Genomic DNA, 17,919 nt, shown 5'->3' with positions numbered 1-17,919 from the left:
TGACTCTTAATCAGCGGGTCCGGGGTTCGAGTCCCTGGCGGCGCACAGACAGCCGGAAGGCCCGTCGCGAGAGCGAAGGGCCATACCGCGTTTCCGGCGTTGCGGCGCCGTCAGCGGGTGTCGAGGACGGCGGAGGCCACCGCGTCCGGACGGTCGAACATCACCAGGTGTCCGGCCGGCGCCGTGGTCCGGAAGTCCGCCCCGAGCAGCGTCGCGAGCCCCCGCTGGTCGGCCAGCCAGGACTCGGTCCGGCTGGTCCGGCAGCCGTCGTCGGCGGCCAGCACGGTGATCGGCAGGTCCTCGGGCAGCGGCCGGGCCCGGCGCAGCGCGTCCAGCTCGGCGGCCATGTCGAGGTAGCGCCCGTTCTCCCGGAGCAGCGCGCGCAGCGCCCGTCCGGTGCGGTAGCAGTGCCGGACCAGCGGCGGCGGGGCCAGGTCCTCCCGGCGGACGGTGGACAGCCGGGCGGTCACCCGGCGGGCGGTCGGGCCGAGCAGGTACGGGACGGCGAGGGCGGTCGCGGCGCCCGCCACCGCCCGGGCCGCGAGGTCCCGTACGGCCGGTGCCGGGTACGGGCGGGCCGCCGCTTCGACGCTGCCGTCGACCAGGACCAGCCCGGCGGTCCGCTCGGGGTGCAGCCGGGCGAAGGCCTCCGCGTGGAAGCCCGCGAGCGAGTGGCCGACCACCGTGCAGGGCCCGCCCAGCCCGAGGCCGTCCAGCACCGCGCGGATCCGGTCGGCCTCGCCGGCCACCGTCGGGGCGGGCCGCCGCCCGGTGGCCGGTTCGGCGGCGCTGAGCCCGTAACCGGGCCGGTCGAAGCGGACCACGGTGCGGTACGGGGTGAGGAACGGGACGACGAGGTCCCAGTCGAACCAGCTGCTGCCGAGGCCGCCGGTGAGCAGGCAGAGCGGGCCGCTGCCCTCGGTGCGGACGTGCAACGGGACGCCGTCGACGCGCAGGAAGCGGGCCCGGACCGCGGGCGCGCTCACGTCCGCCTCCGGTCGGCGGCCTCCGGGGTGCCCGGCGTGTCCTGGGCGTCCTGGGCCTCCGGGCCGGGCAGCGCCTGCGGCGCGGACGAGCGGGCGACGGCCACGGCCAGGACGGCCAGCCAGAGCGCGACCAGCAGCACCTGCAACCGCTGCCCGGCACCGAGCGCCCAGGTGCCGCGACCGGCCTGGAAGGCGGCGATCGCGCCGAGGCTCCAGCCGGTGGCGAGCAGTTCGGCGCCGAGCAGCCAGGGCCCGAGCCGGCGCACCGCCGGCCAGCGGTGCCGGCGGCGGGCGAGCACGGTGAGCGCGACCAGGCCGGTGAGCGCGCCCAGCATGGCGAGGCTGCTGGTGACGGCGTGGGCGGTGTGGGTGGCGGGGACCAGTCCGGCGGTCTCCCGGGCCGCGCACATCTCGTCGCTGGTGGGGGCGCAGCTGAGCGGCAGCCGGGAGTCGGCGGCGGTGGCGGCGCCGAACAGGGCCAGGGCGGACCAGCCGACCAGCGCCCAGCGGTCCCGGCCGGGGGCCGAAAGGTCCTGGCCGGGGTCCGCGGCGCGTCGACCGGGGGCCGCGGCGTTCCGGGCCTGCCCCGTGGCGAGGGCGGTGAGGGCGGCGGCGAGCACGCTGAGCCCGGCCGCGAGGTCGGTGGCCCGGAAGAGGCCGCCGAGCGGCTGGTCCTCGGCGGCGAGTTCGCTGATGTACGCCTGCACCGGGTCGAGCCCGGTGCTGAGCACCACCTCCAGCACCCACGCGGTGTACGCCACCGCGCTGAGCAGCAGCAGGGCGGCGACCGCGGTCCGCGCGCGCCGGTCCGACGGCCGGCGGCGCCGGGAGGGCGGCCGCGGGTGGGTTCGGGGGCGGGGGTGTCCGGGCGGGAGGCTGGGCACGTTTCCACCCTAACCGGGCAGGAACTCCGCCCCAACCGGGAGGAAACGGTCACCCCGACGCCCAGCGGAACCGCCGCGGTGCGAGGCACCCCCGGGAACCGTGTATTGTTTTCCAGGTCAGCAGGCGCCGCTAGCTCAGTTGGTTAGAGCAGCTGACTCTTAATCAGCGGGTCCGGGGTTCGAGTCCCTGGCGGCGCACAGACAGTTGGGGAGCCTCTCGCAGCAGCGAGGGGCTCCCCGATTTTTTGGCCTTCGATGTCCGTTTTATGTGTGATGTCGGTCTCGATTGCCGTTCCGGTGGAGCCATGGGGCCCGCCCGGCTCGTCCAGGGCAGTAAACCGGAATCGGGACAAAGGTCCCTAACCGCCGATGTCCCCGTCCGTGCAGGCTGGCCCGGTCCGCCCGCAGGAAAGGCCGCGCCTTGTTCCGAAACGCCCAGAGCGGCCGGCCGCCGATCGGCCTCCCGCCGGTCAAGCGACTCAAGCGCTCCACCCCCACCCCCGGCGGCAAGAAGCCGCGCCGCCCCAAGCGCACCGGCTGGCGCCGGCTGATACCCACCTGGCGGATGACGCTGCTCGGCCTCGCTTCGGCGCTGCTGCTCGGCGTCGGCCTGTTCGCCCTGGGGGTCGCGCTGGTGAAGGTGCCCGACGCGCACGCCGCGGCGACCGCGCAGAGCAACACCTGGCTCTACTCCGACGGCTCGGTGATCACCCGCACCGGCCAGACCAACCGGCAGAACGTCGGCCTGGACAAGGTCTCCCCCGCTGCCCAGCACGCGGCGCTGGCCGCCGAGGACCGCAACTTCTACAACGAGGGCGCCGTCAACGTGCAGGGCCTGGTCCGGGCCGCCCTCAACACCGCCAAGGGCGAGGGCACCCAGGGCGGCTCCACCATCACCCAGCAGTACGTGAAGAACACGTACCTGGACCAGAAGCAGTCCGTCACCCGCAAGGTGAAGGAACTCTTCATCGCCATCAAGGTGGACGCCACCGAGAGCAAGGACGACGTCCTCTCCGGCTACCTGAACACCTCGTACTACGGCCGCGGCGCCTACGGCATCCAGGCCGCCGCCCAGGCGTACTTCGGCATCGACGCCTCCGCCCTCAGCCCGGCCCAGGGCGCCTACCTGGCGACCCTGCTGAACGCCCCGAGCGCCTACGACGTGGCCACCGCGACCCCGGCGGGCAAGCAGAACGCCGTCAACCGCTGGAACTACGTCATGGACGGCATGGTCAAGGAGGGCTGGCTCGGCGCCGACGAGCGGGCCAAGGCCACCTTCCCGGACGTCAAGGACCCGCAGCCCAACCCGGGCCTGTCCGGCCAGTCCGGCTACCTGGTGAACGCGGCCACCCAGTACCTGACCTCGAACAACGTCATCAGCGAGACCGAGCTGGCCAAGGGCGGCTACACGATCAAGCTGAGCATCGACCCGACCCGCCAGCAGGCCCTCCAGGACTCCGTCCAGGCGCAGCTGCACGACACCCTGAACCCGGACAAGCGGAAGAAGGACGCGGCCGCCCAGGCCGGCGCCGTCTCCGTCGACCCGAAGACCGGTGCGGTGGTCGCCCTGTACGGCGGCGTCGACTACGTGAAGCACTACGTGGACAACGCGACCCGGCGCGACTACCAGGCCGGTTCGACCTTCAAGGCGATCGCGCTGGCCGCCGCCTTCGAGAACAACGCCAAGACCCAGGACGGCCGGACCGTCACCCCGCGCACCGTCTACGACGGCACCAGCGGCCGCAAGGTCCGCGGCGGCAAGGGCACCCCGTACGCGCCGCCGAACGAGGGCGACGTCAGCTACGGCCAGATCACCCTGCAGCAGGCCATCGACAAGTCGGTGAACTCGGTGTTCGCCCAGCTCGCGCAGGACACCGGGCTGCAGAAGGTCAAGGACACCGGCATCGCGCTGGGCCTGCCCGCCGGCACCCCGGGCCTGGACCCGGTGCCGTCCATCCCGCTGGGTGCGGCCACCCCGAGCGTGCTCGACATGGCCGGCGTGTACGCCACCCTGGACAACGGCGGCAAGCAGATCACCCCGTGGCTGGTGCAGTCGGTGGACCGCGCCGGCGAGGCCGTGCAGCTGCCCGCGCACAAGACCACCCAGGCGATCAGCACGGACACCGCCAACCAGGTCACCTCGATGCTCCAGGGCGTCGTGAGCGACCCGGGCGGCACCGGCTTCCGGGCCCAGGCACTGGGCCGCCCGGTCGCGGGCAAGACCGGCACCACCGACGACCAGAAGTCCGTCTGGTTCGTCGGCTACACCCCCGAGCTGGTCACCTCGGTCGCGCTGTTCGGCCAGGACCCGGGCACCGGCGCCCAGGTCAGCCTGAGCGGCGTCGGCGGGATCAACGGCGCCGCGGGCGGCCAGTTCCCGGCACAGATCTGGACCGCCTACATGAAGGCCGCGCTCAAGGGCCAGCCGGTCAGCGACTTCCCGACCCCGGCGGACAGCGGCGACTCCGGCGCCACCGACCTGCCGACGTCCCCGAGCACGCCGAGCAGCACCCCCTCGACCGGCAGCGCCACGCCGACCACCGGCGCGGGCGGCCAGCAGGGCGACAGCTCGGGCACCGGCTCCACCGGCACCGGCTCGGGCGGCGACTCCGGTTCCGGCGGGACGGGCACCGGCCCGACCACCGCCCCCACCACCGCCCCGACCACCCAGCCCACCTCGCGGCCCACCGGCCGGCCGACGCCCAAGCCGACGCCGACCACCAAGCCGACCACCGACCCCACCGGTCAGCCCACCACCCAGCCCACCGGCGAGGCGGGCGGGGGCACCGGTACGGGGACGGGATCCGGGGGCTGACCGCCTCCCGACGCCGCCCACTCCGCGCGCGCATCTCGGCCGGACCACCGACCTCGGGTCGGTGGTCCGGCCGAGGTGCGTCACCGCGCCTCTACGGACAGTTCAGACCAGGACCAAATGCCGAAATGGCGCCTTACCGCGACATCGGTATGACTGTCACAATGCGCCAGTGCACAGATCAACGGCCTCGCCCACCCTCCCTTCGGGCAGAACCCTCGGCCTCGGCCTCGCGCTGGTCTCCGCCTTCGCCTTCGGCGGCTCCGGCACCGCGGCCAAGCCACTGATCGAGGCCGGACTCTCCCCCCTGCACGTGGTGTGGCTCCGGGTCACCGGGGCGGCCGTCGCCCTCCTCCCGATCGCCTACCGGCACCGCGACGCCGTCCTGCGCCGCCCCGGCCTGCTGATCGGCTTCGGCCTGCTCGCCGTGGCCGGCGTCCAGGCCTGCTACTTCGCCGCGATCTCCCGCATCCCGGTCGGCGTCGCCCTGCTCATCGAGTACCTCGGGCCGCCGCTGCTGATCGGCTACGTCAAGTTCGTGCAGCGCAAGCCGATCAGCCGGGGCGCGGCCGTCGGTGCCGGCGTCGCGGTGGCCGGGCTGGCCTGCGTGGTGGAGGTCTGGAACGGCCTGGGCTTCGACGCGCTGGGCGTGCTGTTCGCCCTCGGCGCGGCCTGCTGCCAGGTCGGCTACTTCCTGCTCGCCGACGCCGGCCGCCGGGGCGACCGCCCGGTCGACCCGCTGGCCGTCAGCGCGTACGGGCTGCTGATCGGCGCCGTCCTGCTCACCGTCCTCACCCGGCCCTGGCAGGCCGACTGGGGCCTGCTGGGCGGGTCCGTGGTGATGAACGGGCACAGCCTGCCCGCCCTGATCCCCGCCGCCTGGATGGTCCTGATCGCGACCGTGCTCGCCTACCTGACCGGCGTGGTCTCCGTCGGGTACCTCTCGCCGCCGATCGCGGGGGTGGTGGCCAACCTGGAGGCGGTGGTCGCCACCGTGCTGGCCTGGGTCCTGCTCGGCGAGCACCTGGGGCTGCCGCAGGTCGCGGGCGGCCTGCTGGTCCTGGCGGGCGCCTTCGTCGCGCAGACGAGCCGACCGGCGGTGGCGGAGGCCGTCGAGCCGGTCGAGCCGGTCGCGACGGCGGCCGGGGTCAGCGGCCGGTCCAGCCGAACCAGTCGAGGTGACTGACCGGCCACACCACGGCCGACACCGGGCCCACCACGTTGCCCACCGGCACGGCGCCGCCGCCCGGCCCCTGCCGGTGCCAGCGCGAGTCCGCCGAGTCGCTGCGGTGGTCGCCCTCGACCCAGATGTAGCCCGAGGGCACCTTCACCGGGCCGAAGTCCAGCCCCGCACAGGAGTCGTCGCCGGGGTGGAGGTACGGCTCGTCGACCTTCCTGCCGTCCACGGTCAGCGTGGTGCCCGTGCACTGCACGGTCTGGCCGCCGGTCGCGATGACCCGCTTGACCAGGTAGTTGTCGTCCTTCGGCGGCACCAGCCCGACGAAGCTCAGCACCGAGCTCACGGTGTTGGTCAGCGGGTTGGTGTCGACCGGCTGCGGCGGCAGCCAGTTCCCCGGGTCCTTGAACACCACCGGCTGCCCCGGTTCCGGCGTCCAACCGGTCAGCGGCGCGAGCTTGTTCACACCGACCCGGTCGCCGACCCGCAGGGTGTTCTCCATCGAACCGGACGGGATGGTGAAGACCTGGAACAGACAGGTCTTGATCAGCAGCGCGACCAGCAGGCCGACCGCCGCCATCGCCGGTATCTCGATCCACCACGGCCGGGGACGGCGCCCCGCCCGGCGGGCCTTGCGGCCGCGCGAACCCCCGGCCCGGCGGCGGGCCTCGGCACGCCCACCGGACGCGCCCGGAGCGGGCTGCGCCTGCGGCCCGACCGGAGCGGGCGGCCCGTCCTGGAGGTCCCGGGCGGCTGGTACGGCGGATCCGCTGGGAGCTCCGCTCGGCGTTTCGGGCAGGTTCACCGCCATCGTCGCTGCTCCACCTCTCCGGCTGGGGAAACCAGCACGCTACGCCAACCGGGGAGCCGCACGAAATCCGGGACTTAGCCGCCTCCGACATCGCGGCGGCACCTCGGAACACGTCCGGAGGAGGTCCGGAGGAGGTCCGGAGGAGGTCAGGAGAAGGTCCGCAGGAGGTCCTGAGGAGGTCCGCAGCCACCGCTCGGCCGGGTTCAGGCGCGGGCGATGGCCTCGTGGTGGCGGATGACCTCGGCGATGATGAAGTTCAGGAACTTCTCCGCGAAGACCGGGTCGAGCTTGGCCCCGGCGGCCAGCTCCCGCAGCCGCTTGATCTGGTCCCGCTCCCGGGCCGGGTCGGCCGGCGGCAACTTGTGCTCGGCCTTGAGGCGGCCGACCCGCTGGGTCGCCTTGAAGCGCTCGGCCAGCATGTGGACCACCGCGGCATCGATGTTGTCGATGCTCTCGCGCAGGCTGGTCAGCTCGGCCCGCACCGCGTCGTCGATCCCCTCGGGCGCGCCGGCGGCGGGGGTCGTGGGCTGGTCCGTCATCGGGGCGGCTCCCGGTGTCTGGGGTGGTCACCCGACCGTACGGCGGCCGGGCTCGGACCCCGGCAAATCTAACAGGGCTCCCGCACCGGACCGGCACCGTCCGGGGAACCGTCCAGCATCCGGACGCCGGGAGGGGCGCCGGCGGCCACCCGGCTCCACAGCGGGGCTTCCCCTAGTCTGGTGCGTGCATGACCGGACGTGACGACTCAGCAGTCCCTCAGTACTGGAGGAACCGATCGTGGCAACCACCCGCACCGCCCGCACGGCCTGGGAGGGCGACCTCCTGCACGGCAAGGGGCAGGTGACCTTCGCCTCCTCCGGGATCGGCGAGTACCCCGTCTCCTGGCCGGCCCGCGCCGAAGAGCCCAACGGCAAGACCAGCCCCGAGGAACTCATCGCGGCCGCCCACTCCGCCTGCTTCTCGATGGCCCTCTCCAACGGCCTCACCAAGGCCGGCAACCCGCCCACCACGCTGGACACCCAGGCCGACGTCACCTTCCAGCCCGGCACCGGCATCACCGGGATCCACCTGACCGTCACCGGTGCGGTGCCCGGACTGGACGAGGCCGGCTTCGTGAAGGCCGCCGAGGACGCGAAGGCCAACTGCCCGGTCAGCCAGGCCCTGACCGGCACCACCATCACCCTCACCGCCAAGCTGGCCTGACCGCCGCCCCGGCCCGTCCGGGGCGCACTCCGACCCCGCCCCCGGCGCGCAACCGGCGTCCGGGGGCGCGCCAGCGGCGCACGCGCTCCCGGTGCACCTCATGTGAGGTGTACCGGGGGCGTCCGAACGTTCCACCACGCATGATCACAAACGGGGCAAATCACCCTGCCGGCGGTCACGGCGCGTTGCCGTCGCGGCCTATGATCGGCCGCAGCGCCCTGTTCTCCACCCGGGTCCCCGCGCGACAGCGCCCCACGGCGGACGCCCCGCAGCGGACCGGCCCCGAGGCCCCGACAGAGTGCGGAGCCGGCCGCCGGGATCCCGACCGGCCAGGCAGACCATCGTCAAGCGTCAGCAGCGGACGGGAGCATGCCGTGCCGGGCCAGAACGAGGGGGCCGACGCACACCACCCAGGCGTGCGACACGAGGAATCGTCACACCACCGCTCGTCCCACCACCGCCTCCTCACCGCGCCGGTCCTCCCACCGGTCAGCCTCGAACCGGTCAGCCTCGAACCGGTGGGCCTCGCCGCACCGGTCGGCGCCTACCCGGAGGTGCGGCTCTGCCCCACCTGCTCGGCCCCGCTGGCCGACGGTGCGCACCCGGGCGGACCGGCCGGCACCGACCGGACGGACGGCGGCACCGACCGACTGCTGGCGGCCCTCCGGGCCAGCGAGTCCCGCTTCCGGGCCGCCTTCTGCGATGCCGTCATCGGCATGGCCCTGATCGACCCCGAGGACCGGATCATCGAGGTCAACCCCGCCTTCGCCGCCCTGATCGGCCGTGGCGTCGGCGAGCTGGCCCGCATCCACCTGCACGAGATCATCGACCCGGAAGGCCTGCCGCACCGGCTCTTCGACGGGCTCGTCCACGGCGAGCGGGAACGGTTCCGCGTGGAGAAGCAGCTCCGGCACCGCGAGGGCCACACGGTCTGGAGCAAGGTGACGGTCTCGCTGATCCGGGACCCCGCCGGGCAGCCGCTCTACACCCTGGCGCTGGTCGAGGACCTCACCGAGCAGCGCCGGCTCGGGGACCGCCTGGAGTACCAGGCCCTGCACGATCCACTGACCCGGCTGCCCAACCGGACCTCCTTCTTCGAGCGGCTCGACGCCGCCTGCGGGCCGGCCGCCGAGAGGTCCGGCCGAGCCGCGGGAACCGCGCTGGAAGCGCGCCGGGTGGGCGTCTGCTACCTGGACCTCGACGGCTTCGCGGCGATCAACGAGACCCTCGGCCACCACATCGGCGACCAGCTGCTGATCGCCGTCGCCGCCCGGCTCCAGCGCGGACTCACCGACACCGCCCACGCCGCCCATGCCGCCGAGGCTGCCGGCACCGCCGGGCAGGACGCCCACCTGGTGGCCCGGATGGGCGGCGACGAGTTCGCCGTCCTGGTCCCCGACAGCGACGGCAGCGAGCAGCTGACCGCCCTGGCCGGGCGGATCCTGGAGCTGCTGGAACGTCCCTTCGACGTCTCCGGGCACCGGCTGGTGGTCACCGCCAGCGTCGGCGTCGTCGAACGGTCGGTGCACGAGACCACCCCGACCGACCTGGTCAAGGACGCCGACGCCACCCTCTACTGGTCCAAGGCCGACGGCCGCGCCCGCTGGACCCTCTACGACCCGGACCGCGGAGCCCACCAGCTGACCCGCCAGCTCCTCGCCACCGCGCTGCGGCCGGCCCTGGAGCGTGGCGAGTTCACCATCGAGTACCAGCCACTGGTCGGTCTGGCCGACGGCACGGTGCGGGGCGCCGAGGCGCTCGTCCGCTGGCGCCACCCCCGCTACGGGACCCTCTCCCCCGACCGCTTCATCCCGCTCGCCGAGGAGTCCGGCGCCATCGTGCCGCTCGGCAAGTGGGTGCTGGAGGAGTCCTGCCGCCAGGCCCGGCAGTGGCTCACCGAGTTCCCGGACACCGAGACCTTCGTGAGCGTCAACCTGGCGGCCCGCCAGATCTGGGACTCCGACGTCGTCGCCGACGTCGCCCGCGCCCTCGAGAGCACCGGCCTGCCCGCCCGGCTGCTGCAACTGGAGATCACCGAGAGCGCCCTGCTCGGCCCCGGCGGCCGCCCGCTGCAGGCCCTGCAGGCGCTCGCCGACATGGGCGTGCGGATCGCGATCGACGACTTCGGCACCGGCTACTCCAACCTGGCCTACCTGTCCCGGCTGCCGGTGCACGTCCTGAAACTCGACGGCACGTTCATCGAGGGCTTCCGGGACCCGGCCCCGGCCGCGGTACTGAGCGCCACGGCGACGACGGCGGGCGCAGCGGCGGGCACGGCGACGGCGGCCGACCGGTCGGCCGTCCCGGAGCTCCGGTCCCGGCGCAGCGACGCGGACGAGCAGATCGTCGGCGCCATGGTGCAGCTGGCCCACACCCTGGGACTGACCGTCACCGCCGAGGGCATCGAGAGCGCCGCCCAGGCCGAGCGGCTCCGGCTCACCGGCTGCGACACCGCCCAGGGCTGGTACTTCGCCCGGCCGGGCGAGGCCGAACTCGTCGCGGCGATACTCCGCGAGGGCCGCCGTCAGGCCGGTCCCGTCAGGCCGTAGGCCTCGGCGATCAGCCCGTAGGAGCGGAGCCGGGTCTCGTGGCCGTGGATGTGCGAGGTGACCATCAGCTCGTCCACGCCGGTCCGCTTGCGCAGGGCCTCCAGGCCGTCCGCGACCTGGCCCGGGTCGCCCAGCACCACGTTGTCCAGCCAGTTGTCGACGAAGTCCGCCTCGACCGGGCTGTACGGGTACTCCTCGGCCTCCTCCGGGGTGGGGATCGGGCCGGGGTTGCCGCGCCGCAGCCGGAGCATGCCGAGCGCCGCGGAACGGGCGAGGCGGCGGGCGGCGCTCTCGTCCTCGGCGGCGACCGCGCTCACGCCGATCAGCGCGTACGGCTCGTCGAGGACGGCGGACGGGCGGAAGGACGTCCGGTACAGGTCCAGGGCCGGAACGGTGTTGGCGCTGCTGAAGTGGTGGGCGAAGGCGAAGGGGAGGCCGAGGCGGCCCGCCAGCTGGGCGCTGAAACCGGAGGAGCCGAGCAGCCACACCGGCGGGCGGCCCTCGCCCTTGGGCACGGCGGTCAGCCGCTCGTAGGGGTGGCCGGAGGGGAAGTCCCCGTCGAGGAAGTGGGTCAGCTCGGAGAGCTGGAGCGGGAAGTCGTCCGCGCCCTCGGAGACGCCGCGGCGCAGCGCCCGGGCGGTGGCCTGGTCGGTGCCGGGGGCGCGGCCGAGTCCGAGGTCGATCCGGCCGGGGTGCAGGGCCTCCAGCAGGCCGAACTGTTCGGCGATGGCCAGCGGGGCGTGGTTGGGCAGCATGACACCGCCGGAACCGAGGCGCAGCGTGGTGGTGTTGGCCCCGAGGTGAGCGAGCAGAACGGCCGGGGTGGAGCTGGCCACTCCGGGCATGCCGTGGTGCTCGGCGACCCAGAAGCGGTGGTAGCCCCACTGCTCGGCGCGGCGGGCCAGTTCGGTGGTGGCGGCCAGGGCCTCGCTGGGTGTGTAACCGACGCCGACGGTGGCCAGGTCGAGGATCGAGAGCGGAGCGGGAGCCGTGCCGCGGGCGGTGCCCCGGATCGCCTCGCCGGCCGCGGGCCCGGTTCCGTGCTCCTGCTGGTCCTCGGTGGTCATGCCGTCCGCCTCCTGGCTGTCGTGGTCCGGCTCTGTTCCGAGCCGGGCGTCATCGGCGATCGCGGGTCCGGGACGGCCCGGCGGTCGCTGCCGACCGGCGTCAACCACGGCCGGGGGCTCGCTGTTCCCGTACCGACCGTCGGACGTCGGCGTGGTCCGAGGGCGGTTCAGGGACGGCCCGGATGAGATTCGAATGAGATTCGAGCACGTCGGGGGCCGTTCTCCGGGGCCGGATCCGCAGGCCGTGGCCGTCCACTGTGACCTCCGGCGCACCGGGGTGCTTCATGGCATGAAAAGTCGAGGCGCTAGCGTTGGCCCCAGAGCCACCTGCTCCACCAGGGCGGCGTGGAGGGAGTAAGGCCTTGAACTTCGTGGCGGCGATCGGATCCTCGTGGATCTGCGCCCTTGCGCTCTTCGCCGTACTCGGCGACGCGCTGCTCCCCTTCATCCCGAGCGGCACGCTGGTCATCCTGGCCGTGCTCAAGACGGCTCAGATCAACGGCGCCCCGGTGCTGCTCGGCCTGGGCGTGGCGGTGGCCTCCTTCCTGGGGGACGTCCTCCTGCTCCACCTGGCCCGGCGCGGGGCCCCGCTGCTGCAGCGCCGGCTCGCCCGGCGCCCGAAACTGGCGGCCAGCGTGACCAGGGTCCAACAGTCGCTGCTCGAACGTCCGCACGCCGGGGCGGCCGCGATGGTGGTGGTCGCACGGTTCGTGCCGGCCGGGCGGACCGTCCTGGACCTGGCCATCGGCCACTCCCCCGCCCATCCGCACCGCTTCCTGCACTGGTCGGCACTGGCGGCGCTGGTCTGGGCCGCGTACATCGTGACGCTGGGCTGGCTGAACAGCCACTGGTTCAACACCGCCTGGCTGAGCCTGGCGGTCTCCTGCGCGGCGGCCACCGCCGTGAGCACCGCGATCGCGCGGGTAGTGCGCCGCCACCGGCGGCTGGCCGTGCTCTGAGCCGTCCCCGGAACGACCGGTGGCGTCCGACGAGGTACGGATGCGCCGGGCCAGGCCGGGCCACGGGGACTGCCAGGAGCACAATTGTCCCTTCCGGGCGAAGCCCCCCAACGAGCGCTGACGAACTCTGACCGGTGTCGGCCGAGCGGCGGTACCGTACTCCCCTGACGGCACGCGATGCGAAGCGTCACAGGACCGCAACAGACGACGAATTCCTGCAGCCCGGCCGGGCGCCCCCGGCGTGTTCACTGTCGTCGGAGCCCGGCGACCTTGGAAGCCGCTGCGGCGACATGACATGCTAACGGCGGAATATTCATCAATTGCCCGATTTGACCGGTGCGGCCCGGACCGCCCTCACCACCGGCCGATCGGCACCCAGGGGAGACCATGACCAGCATCTCGCGCAGGACGGTGCTCAGTGCGACCGCCGCGACCGCGGCCCTCGGCGCGGTCTCGGCCTGTTCCAGCGGCGGATCCGGTTCGGGGCAGAACTCCAGCTCACCTTCCTCCGGCGGCAACGCCAACGCCGGCCAGAGCGGCACCACCGACCCGACCCAGGCGGTGGTGCCCAAGGGCGCCCCGATCGGCGACGGGTCCAACGCGGACACCGGGCCGCAGCCGAACCAGCCCAAGCCCGAGAAGCTCAAGCCGGGCGAGCACCCGCCGCAGTTCGTGGTCTTCTCCTGGGACGGCGCGGGCGGCACCGACGACGGCCAGTTCCCCCGCTTCCTCAAGCTGGCGGAGCAGTACAAGGCCACCATGACCTTCTTCCTCTCCGGCATCTACGCCCTGCCCAAGGGCAAGTCGCAGCTGTACCACCCGCCGAAGCACGCGGTCGGCGCCTCCGACATCCCGTACCTGTCGGACGGCGCGGTCAAGAGCACCCTCAAGCTGATCAGCCAGGCCTGGCTCGCCGGGCACGAGATAGGCACCCACTTCAACGGGCACTTCTGCTCCAGCCGCCCGGACAAGAACGGGGTCAACATGTGGACCCCGGACGACTGGCAGAGCGAGATCGACCAGGCGGTCTCCTTCGTCACCCAGTGGCGGACCAACACCGGCTTCACCGACGTCGACCCGCTGCCCTTCGACTACAAGAAGGAGCTCATCGGCGGCCGCACCCCGTGCCTGGAGGGCCAGAAGGCGCTGCTGCCGACCATCGCGAAGCTGGGCTGGAAGTACGACGCGAGCTCCTCCGGCGGGCTCCAGATATGGCCGCAGAAGGTGCAGGACGGCAAGATCTGGGACTTCCCGCTCCAGTCCATACCCTTCCCCGGACACACCTTCCAGGTCCTGTCGATGGACTACAACATCCTGGCCAACCAGTCCAGCGGCAGCACCAAGGGCGACCCGTCCAAGTACAACGACTGGCGCACCCAGGCGACCAACTCCTACCTGGCCGGGTTCGACCGCGCCTACAACAGCAACCGCGCGCCGTTCTTCGTCGGCAACCACTTCGAGCAGTGGAACGGCGGCATCTACATGGACGCCGTCGAGGAGGCCCTCAAGTCGATCGCGGGCAAGCCCGACGTCCGCCTGGTCTCCTTCAAGCAGCTGGTCGAATGGCTGGAGGTGCAGGACCAGTCGACCCTGCGCAAGCTGCGCACCCTCAACGTCGGCCAGGCGCCGTCCGGCGGCTGGGAGAGCTTCCTCGGCGCGGCGGGCTGACGGGCCGGGCCGGGACGGGACGGACCTAGCCGGCCGCGGGGACGTCCGCGAGCAGCTTGCGGGCGATGAGCTCGGCCCCGGCCTCGCCCCAGAGGATCGAGTAGTGGTTGGTGTCCGGCACGGGCGAGGCCGGCACCCGCTCCCGGTCCAGCCCGGACAGTCCGATCCGCTGCCGGTCGTAGAGGCCCTGCGGCTCGTCGAGCAGGCCGCGTTCCGCCCAGAGCAGTTCGGCCGGGCAGGACAGCCGGTGCACGGCCCCGGCCGCCTCACCGTCCAGCAGGACCTGGGCGCCGTCGGTCTGTACGGCCTCCAGGACGCAGGAGGAGCGCAGTTCGGGCTCGGCGCCGACCAGGTCGCGCTGGGTGTAGGCGTCGACGCCGTCGGACCAGCCGCCGCCGAAGGCCGGGTGGCGCTGCCAGAACTCCCGGTAGGCGGCGCGGTCCGGGAAGGTCATCGACAGCCGGGCCAACGCGGGGCCGAGCACCCCGGCCAGGGCGTCCTCCTCGCGGACGCCCTCGGGGAGCGGGAAGCTCAGCGCACCGTCCACCAGCAGGACCCGGCGGACGAGTCCGGGGTGCCGGACGGCGGCCAGGGCGGTGACCCAGGCGCCCATCGAGTGGCCGACCACCGTGACGGGTCCGGCACCGAGGCCGGTAATCAGCGCGGCCACGTCGTCGGCGTGCCGGGCCAGTCCGTACGGTCCGGCGACCGACCGGCTGGCGCCGCGCCCCCGCAGGTCGGGCGCGAGCAGGGTGACCCGCCCGGCGAGCCGGCGGGCGACCTCGTACCAGGCGAGGCCGTTGGCGGTGATCCCGTGCACCGCCACGACCGTCGGGGCCCCCGGCCGGTCGGCGGGCCACCGCAGGACGGCGAGGTCCCCGCCGGGGACGGGGACGGTCGACTCCTCGGGTTTCAAGGGGAACTGGCTCACGCGGGAGTACCTCCGGTGGGGCGGGCCGGGCGCCCGCTGGGTGGATGTCGGAACCGTAGGTGTGCGGTGGGACCGGCGACATGTGGCCGGGCGACGCAGCGACGCACCCTGCTGTGGCTCCGGTCGACACACCGCGGGCCCGCCGCCGTCCCCCGGGTGGCCCAGCCCGGTCTCCGCACCCGGGCGGACCGCACCTGGGGCGACAACTCCCCTCGATGGTCCGGCCGTTCGCATACCCGCTGTGGCACCGTCCACTCACCGTCGTGCCGAATTCCCCCGCATTAGCACCATCGCGAGCCACCGTGGCCGGGAATCGTGGCATCTTGACGCCTGAGCGGCGATCGTCGTGTGGAACTGTTGCGATCGGCGTTACGCTCCAGGAGAGTTGAGCAAGCCACGGATCCCATCACGCCCGGTGGGGAAGCTGGACGGTGCGCCGGGATCCCGCATTCGAAGCCGTCGTGCCGGCCCGCAACCGATCCGGTCGCACACACTCCACGTATCGGGTTCCCGGTACGGGATTCCCGGTATCGCGTTCTGCCCGGGCGGCTCCGGGGCGAGGCGAGCGCCGCCGAGCACAGCAAGCCGCAGAACTCCGGGGGGAGCACGTCATGACCGACCCGTCCACGCGACGGAGGGGCGCCGGAACGGCCCGCGAGGACCGATCGGGCCGAAGCCGCCGCCGGGGCGCGGGGCAGCTCGACGAGGCCGCGCTGCGCACCGAGCCGGTGCCCGAAGCGCCGTACGACTACGGCCATTTCAGCCGTCTGGCGGGCCCGGCCGTCGATCCGGACGAGGACCGGGAGCTCGGTGGCGGCGTGTACCGGCCGGAGCCGGCCGGTGCGCGGGCGTCCGCAGCCGCGCAGCCGGGTGCGGACGAGGGCGCGCAGCCGAGCACCCCGTACCGGGTCCAGTACCGGAGTCTGCTGCGGCACGATCCGCACCGGTTACGGGCCGCCCTGCTGCTGGTGGCGGCCCCGCTGGTGGAGGTGGTCCTGCTGGTCTGGCTGCTGCTGCCGGAGCACTGGCCGGAACGGCCCGACGAGACCAATGTCCTGGTGCTGCTCGGGGACAAGGTGATGATCGGCATCATCGCGGTGGTCGAGCTGTTCCGGCTGGTCAACGTGGTGTCCAACACCCACGCCACCCTGGTGGCCCGGGACCCGATACCGGTGACGCCGGAGTCCGGCACCCGGGTCGCGTTCCTCACCACCTGCGTGCCGGGCAAGGAGCCGCCGGAGATGGTGCGGGCCACGCTGGTGGCGGCGCGCGGCGTCCGGCACGAAGGACCTTACGACGTCTGGCTGTTGGACGAGGGAAACGATCCTGCCATGCGCGCCCTCTGCACCGAGCTGGGCGTGCGCCACTTCACCCGTTCCGGCCGGCCGCACTGGAACCGGCCGAAGGGGCGGTTCCGCGCCCGGTCGAAGCACGGCAACTACAACGCCTGGCTCCAGGCCCACGGCGACGACTACGACTTCTGGGTGTCCGTCGACACCGACCACGTGCCGCTGCCCGACTTCTGCGAGCGCATGCTCGGCTACTTCCGTGATCCGGACGTGGCATTCGTGGTCGGACCTCAGGTGTACGGGAACTACCGCAGCTCGGGTTCGGCCGTCACCAAATTCTCCGAGAGCCAGCAGTACCTCTTCCACGCACTCATCCAGCGCGCCGGAAACCGTTACGGCGCACCGATGTTCGTCGGCACCAACAACGCCGTCCGAATCCACGCGCTCCGGTCGATCGGCGGGTTGTACGACTCCGTCACGGAGGACATGGCGACCGGTCTGGAGTTCCACCGCAACCGGAACCCGGAGACCGGGGAGAACTGGAAGTCCGTGTACACCCCGGACGTCCTCGCCGTCGGCGAGGGCCCGTCCTCCTGGACCGACTTCTTCTCCCAGCAACTGCGCTGGAGCCGCGGCACCTACGAGACCCTGCTCACCCAGTACTGGCGGGTGCTCTGGCGGCTGTCGCCCGGCCGGCTGCTCAACTACACGCTGATGGTGGGCTTCTACCCGATGGCGGCGCTCACCTGGCTGCTCGGCGGGGTGTCCAGCGTGCTCTACCTGGGCTTCGGCGCCTCCGGCGTGCACGTCTCCTCGGAGCTCTGGATGATGCTCTACAGCGACGCCGCCGCGCTCCAACTCCTGCTCTACACCTGGAACCGCAAGCACAACGTGAGCCCGCACGAGCCGGCCGGCTCCTCCGGGGTCGCCGGCATGGTGATGTCGGCGCTCTGCGGCCCGGTGTACGCGGCCTCGCTGCTCCAGACGCTGGTGCGCCGCCGCGGCGGCTTCGTGGTGACGCCCAAGGGCCGGGAGGCCAGCGCCGACCGGCTCGGCACCTTCCGCTATCACCTGTTCTGGGCGGTGGTGTTCGGCGGCGCCGTCGCCGCGTCCTTCCACACCGGCTACGACCACGTGGCGATGCGCACCTGGGCCTGCATCGCCCTGGGCCTGACCGTGCTGCCGCTGCTGATCTCGGCGGGCGACGCCGTCCGCCGGCTGCGCACCCGGCCCACTGCCACCCTGACCGTGACCGGCGACCCGACGGCGACCCCCAAGGTCCTGCTGGAGAAGCGCCGCCCGCGCCACGCCCTCGGCCGCACCGGACCGGCAGCGGCAGCGGCAGCGGCAGGGGCAGCAGGGGCAGCGACACCGGCTCCACCCCGGCCCGACGCGCTCGACAGCCCGACCCTCACCCTCCGCCCGCCCGCGCCCGATGCCCCGACGGTCACGCTCCGCCTCGTCCGGCCCGACGACCCGGCGCCCGACCACGTCGAGAGCGTCGACCACGTCGAGAGGGCCGACCACGTCGAGAGCGTCGAGAGCGCCGAGAGCAGCACACCCACCCGCTGAGCCGCCCCGCC

13 protein-coding genes and 1 tRNA gene are annotated in these 17,919 nt (G+C 73.2%); 8 read left to right on the top strand and 6 right to left on the bottom strand.

Annotated features, from left to right (window positions below; genetic code table 11):
* Nucleotides 1–110: 110 nt before the first annotated feature.
* Together ACFV8H_RS10965 and ACFV8H_RS10960 are read right to left on the bottom strand one after the other, a co-directional pair.
* On the bottom strand, nucleotides 111–986 hold the full coding sequence (locus tag ACFV8H_RS10965; protein ID WP_380398419.1) for an alpha/beta fold hydrolase: 876 nt from the start codon (nucleotides 984–986) through the stop codon (nucleotides 111–113).
* Nucleotides 983–1,765 carry a DUF998 domain-containing protein gene (locus ACFV8H_RS10960; protein WP_380398431.1) on the bottom strand — a complete coding sequence of 261 codons (783 nt, stop codon included), beginning with the start codon at nucleotides 1,763–1,765 and terminating at the stop codon, nucleotides 983–985. The genes ACFV8H_RS10965 and ACFV8H_RS10960 overlap by 4 nt, the downstream gene beginning before the upstream one ends.
* Nucleotides 1,766–1,994: 229 nt before the next feature.
* On the opposite strand from ACFV8H_RS10960, the gene ACFV8H_RS10955 reads away from it, so the two are divergent.
* The 3 genes from ACFV8H_RS10955 to ACFV8H_RS10945 all read left to right on the top strand — a co-directional run bounded on the left by ACFV8H_RS10955 (nucleotide 1,995) and on the right by ACFV8H_RS10945 (nucleotide 5,868).
* Nucleotides 1,995–2,068: transfer RNA gene (locus ACFV8H_RS10955), tRNA-Lys, on the top strand.
* Nucleotides 2,069–2,291: 223 nt separating this feature from the next.
* Nucleotides 2,292–4,685 (top strand): transglycosylase domain-containing protein, encoded by a 2,394-nt coding sequence (locus tag ACFV8H_RS10950; protein ID WP_380398417.1) that lies wholly within the window; start codon nucleotides 2,292–2,294, stop codon nucleotides 4,683–4,685.
* Between the two features lie 169 nt (nucleotides 4,686–4,854).
* Nucleotides 4,855–5,868, top strand: coding sequence for a DMT family transporter (locus ACFV8H_RS10945; protein ID WP_380398415.1), 1,014 nt, complete (start codon nucleotides 4,855–4,857; stop codon nucleotides 5,866–5,868).
* Here ACFV8H_RS10945 and lepB read toward each other — a convergent pair.
* Both lepB and ACFV8H_RS10935 read right to left on the bottom strand, forming a co-directional pair.
* A complete protein-coding gene (gene lepB, locus ACFV8H_RS10940; RefSeq protein ID WP_380398413.1) occupies nucleotides 5,831–6,670 on the bottom strand; it encodes a signal peptidase I in 840 nt (279 codons plus the stop codon). The genes ACFV8H_RS10945 and lepB overlap by 38 nt on opposite strands.
* 203 nt (nucleotides 6,671–6,873) lie before the next feature.
* Nucleotides 6,874–7,209, bottom strand: coding sequence for a chorismate mutase (locus tag ACFV8H_RS10935; protein WP_375883284.1), 336 nt, complete (start codon nucleotides 7,207–7,209; stop codon nucleotides 6,874–6,876).
* A gap of 238 nt (nucleotides 7,210–7,447) precedes the next feature.
* Between ACFV8H_RS10935 and ACFV8H_RS10930 the strand changes: the two genes are divergently transcribed.
* Together ACFV8H_RS10930 and ACFV8H_RS10925 are read left to right on the top strand one after the other, a co-directional pair.
* Nucleotides 7,448–7,873, top strand: a complete 426-nt coding sequence (locus ACFV8H_RS10930; RefSeq protein ID WP_350504848.1) for an OsmC family protein — start codon at nucleotides 7,448–7,450, stop codon at nucleotides 7,871–7,873.
* 554 nt (nucleotides 7,874–8,427) lie between these two features.
* A complete protein-coding gene (locus ACFV8H_RS10925) occupies nucleotides 8,428–10,422 on the top strand; it encodes a putative bifunctional diguanylate cyclase/phosphodiesterase (RefSeq protein ID WP_380398429.1) in 1,995 nt (664 codons plus the stop codon).
* Here ACFV8H_RS10925 and ACFV8H_RS10920 read toward each other — a convergent pair.
* Entirely contained in the window at nucleotides 10,398–11,489 is a 1,092-nt protein-coding gene (locus ACFV8H_RS10920; RefSeq protein ID WP_380398411.1) for an LLM class flavin-dependent oxidoreductase, read from the bottom strand. The genes ACFV8H_RS10925 and ACFV8H_RS10920 overlap by 25 nt on opposite strands.
* Nucleotides 11,490–11,860: 371 nt before the next feature.
* Between ACFV8H_RS10920 and ACFV8H_RS10915 the strand changes: the two genes are divergently transcribed.
* Both ACFV8H_RS10915 and ACFV8H_RS10910 read left to right on the top strand, forming a co-directional pair.
* Complete coding sequence (locus ACFV8H_RS10915; protein WP_375883467.1) at nucleotides 11,861–12,448, top strand: DedA family protein; 588 nt, start codon at nucleotides 11,861–11,863, stop codon at nucleotides 12,446–12,448.
* Between the two features lie 387 nt (nucleotides 12,449–12,835).
* Nucleotides 12,836–14,116, top strand: coding sequence for a hypothetical protein (locus tag ACFV8H_RS10910; protein WP_380398409.1), 1,281 nt, complete (start codon nucleotides 12,836–12,838; stop codon nucleotides 14,114–14,116).
* A 25-nt stretch (nucleotides 14,117–14,141) separates the two neighbouring features.
* On the opposite strand, the gene ACFV8H_RS10905 is transcribed toward ACFV8H_RS10910, so the two are convergent.
* Nucleotides 14,142–15,047, bottom strand: coding sequence for an alpha/beta fold hydrolase (locus ACFV8H_RS10905; protein WP_380398407.1), 906 nt, complete (start codon nucleotides 15,045–15,047; stop codon nucleotides 14,142–14,144).
* A 611-nt stretch (nucleotides 15,048–15,658) separates the two neighbouring features.
* On the opposite strand from ACFV8H_RS10905, the gene ACFV8H_RS10900 reads away from it, so the two are divergent.
* The gene (locus ACFV8H_RS10900) at nucleotides 15,659–17,908 is read left to right on the top strand and encodes a glycosyltransferase family 2 protein (RefSeq protein WP_380398405.1); all 2,250 of its coding nucleotides are present in this window, start codon (nucleotides 15,659–15,661) and stop codon (nucleotides 17,906–17,908) included.
* The last annotated feature ends 11 nt before the right edge of the window (nucleotides 17,909–17,919 follow it).

The sequence above is a fragment of the Kitasatospora sp. NPDC059827 genome (genome assembly GCF_042731675.1).
Lineage (GTDB): Bacteria > Actinomycetota > Actinomycetes > Streptomycetales > Streptomycetaceae > Kitasatospora.
The sequence above is the reverse complement of the archived record's forward strand: the minus strand, read 5'-3'. Positions and strand labels throughout refer to the sequence as shown.

Coding starts and splice junctions, on each gene's coding strand:
- lepB (WP_380398413.1), bottom strand. CDS start 6,670: ATGGCGGTGAACCTGCCCGAAACGCCGAGCGGAGCTCCCAGCGGATCC.
- ACFV8H_RS10935 (WP_375883284.1), bottom strand. CDS start 7,209: ATGACGGACCAGCCCACGACCCCCGCCGCCGGCGCGCCCGAGGGGATC.
- ACFV8H_RS10920 (WP_380398411.1), bottom strand. CDS start 11,489: ATGACCACCGAGGACCAGCAGGAGCACGGAACCGGGCCCGCGGCCGGC.
- ACFV8H_RS10910 (WP_380398409.1), top strand. CDS start 12,836: ATGACCAGCATCTCGCGCAGGACGGTGCTCAGTGCGACCGCCGCGACC.
- ACFV8H_RS10900 (WP_380398405.1), top strand. CDS start 15,659: ATGACCGACCCGTCCACGCGACGGAGGGGCGCCGGAACGGCCCGCGAG.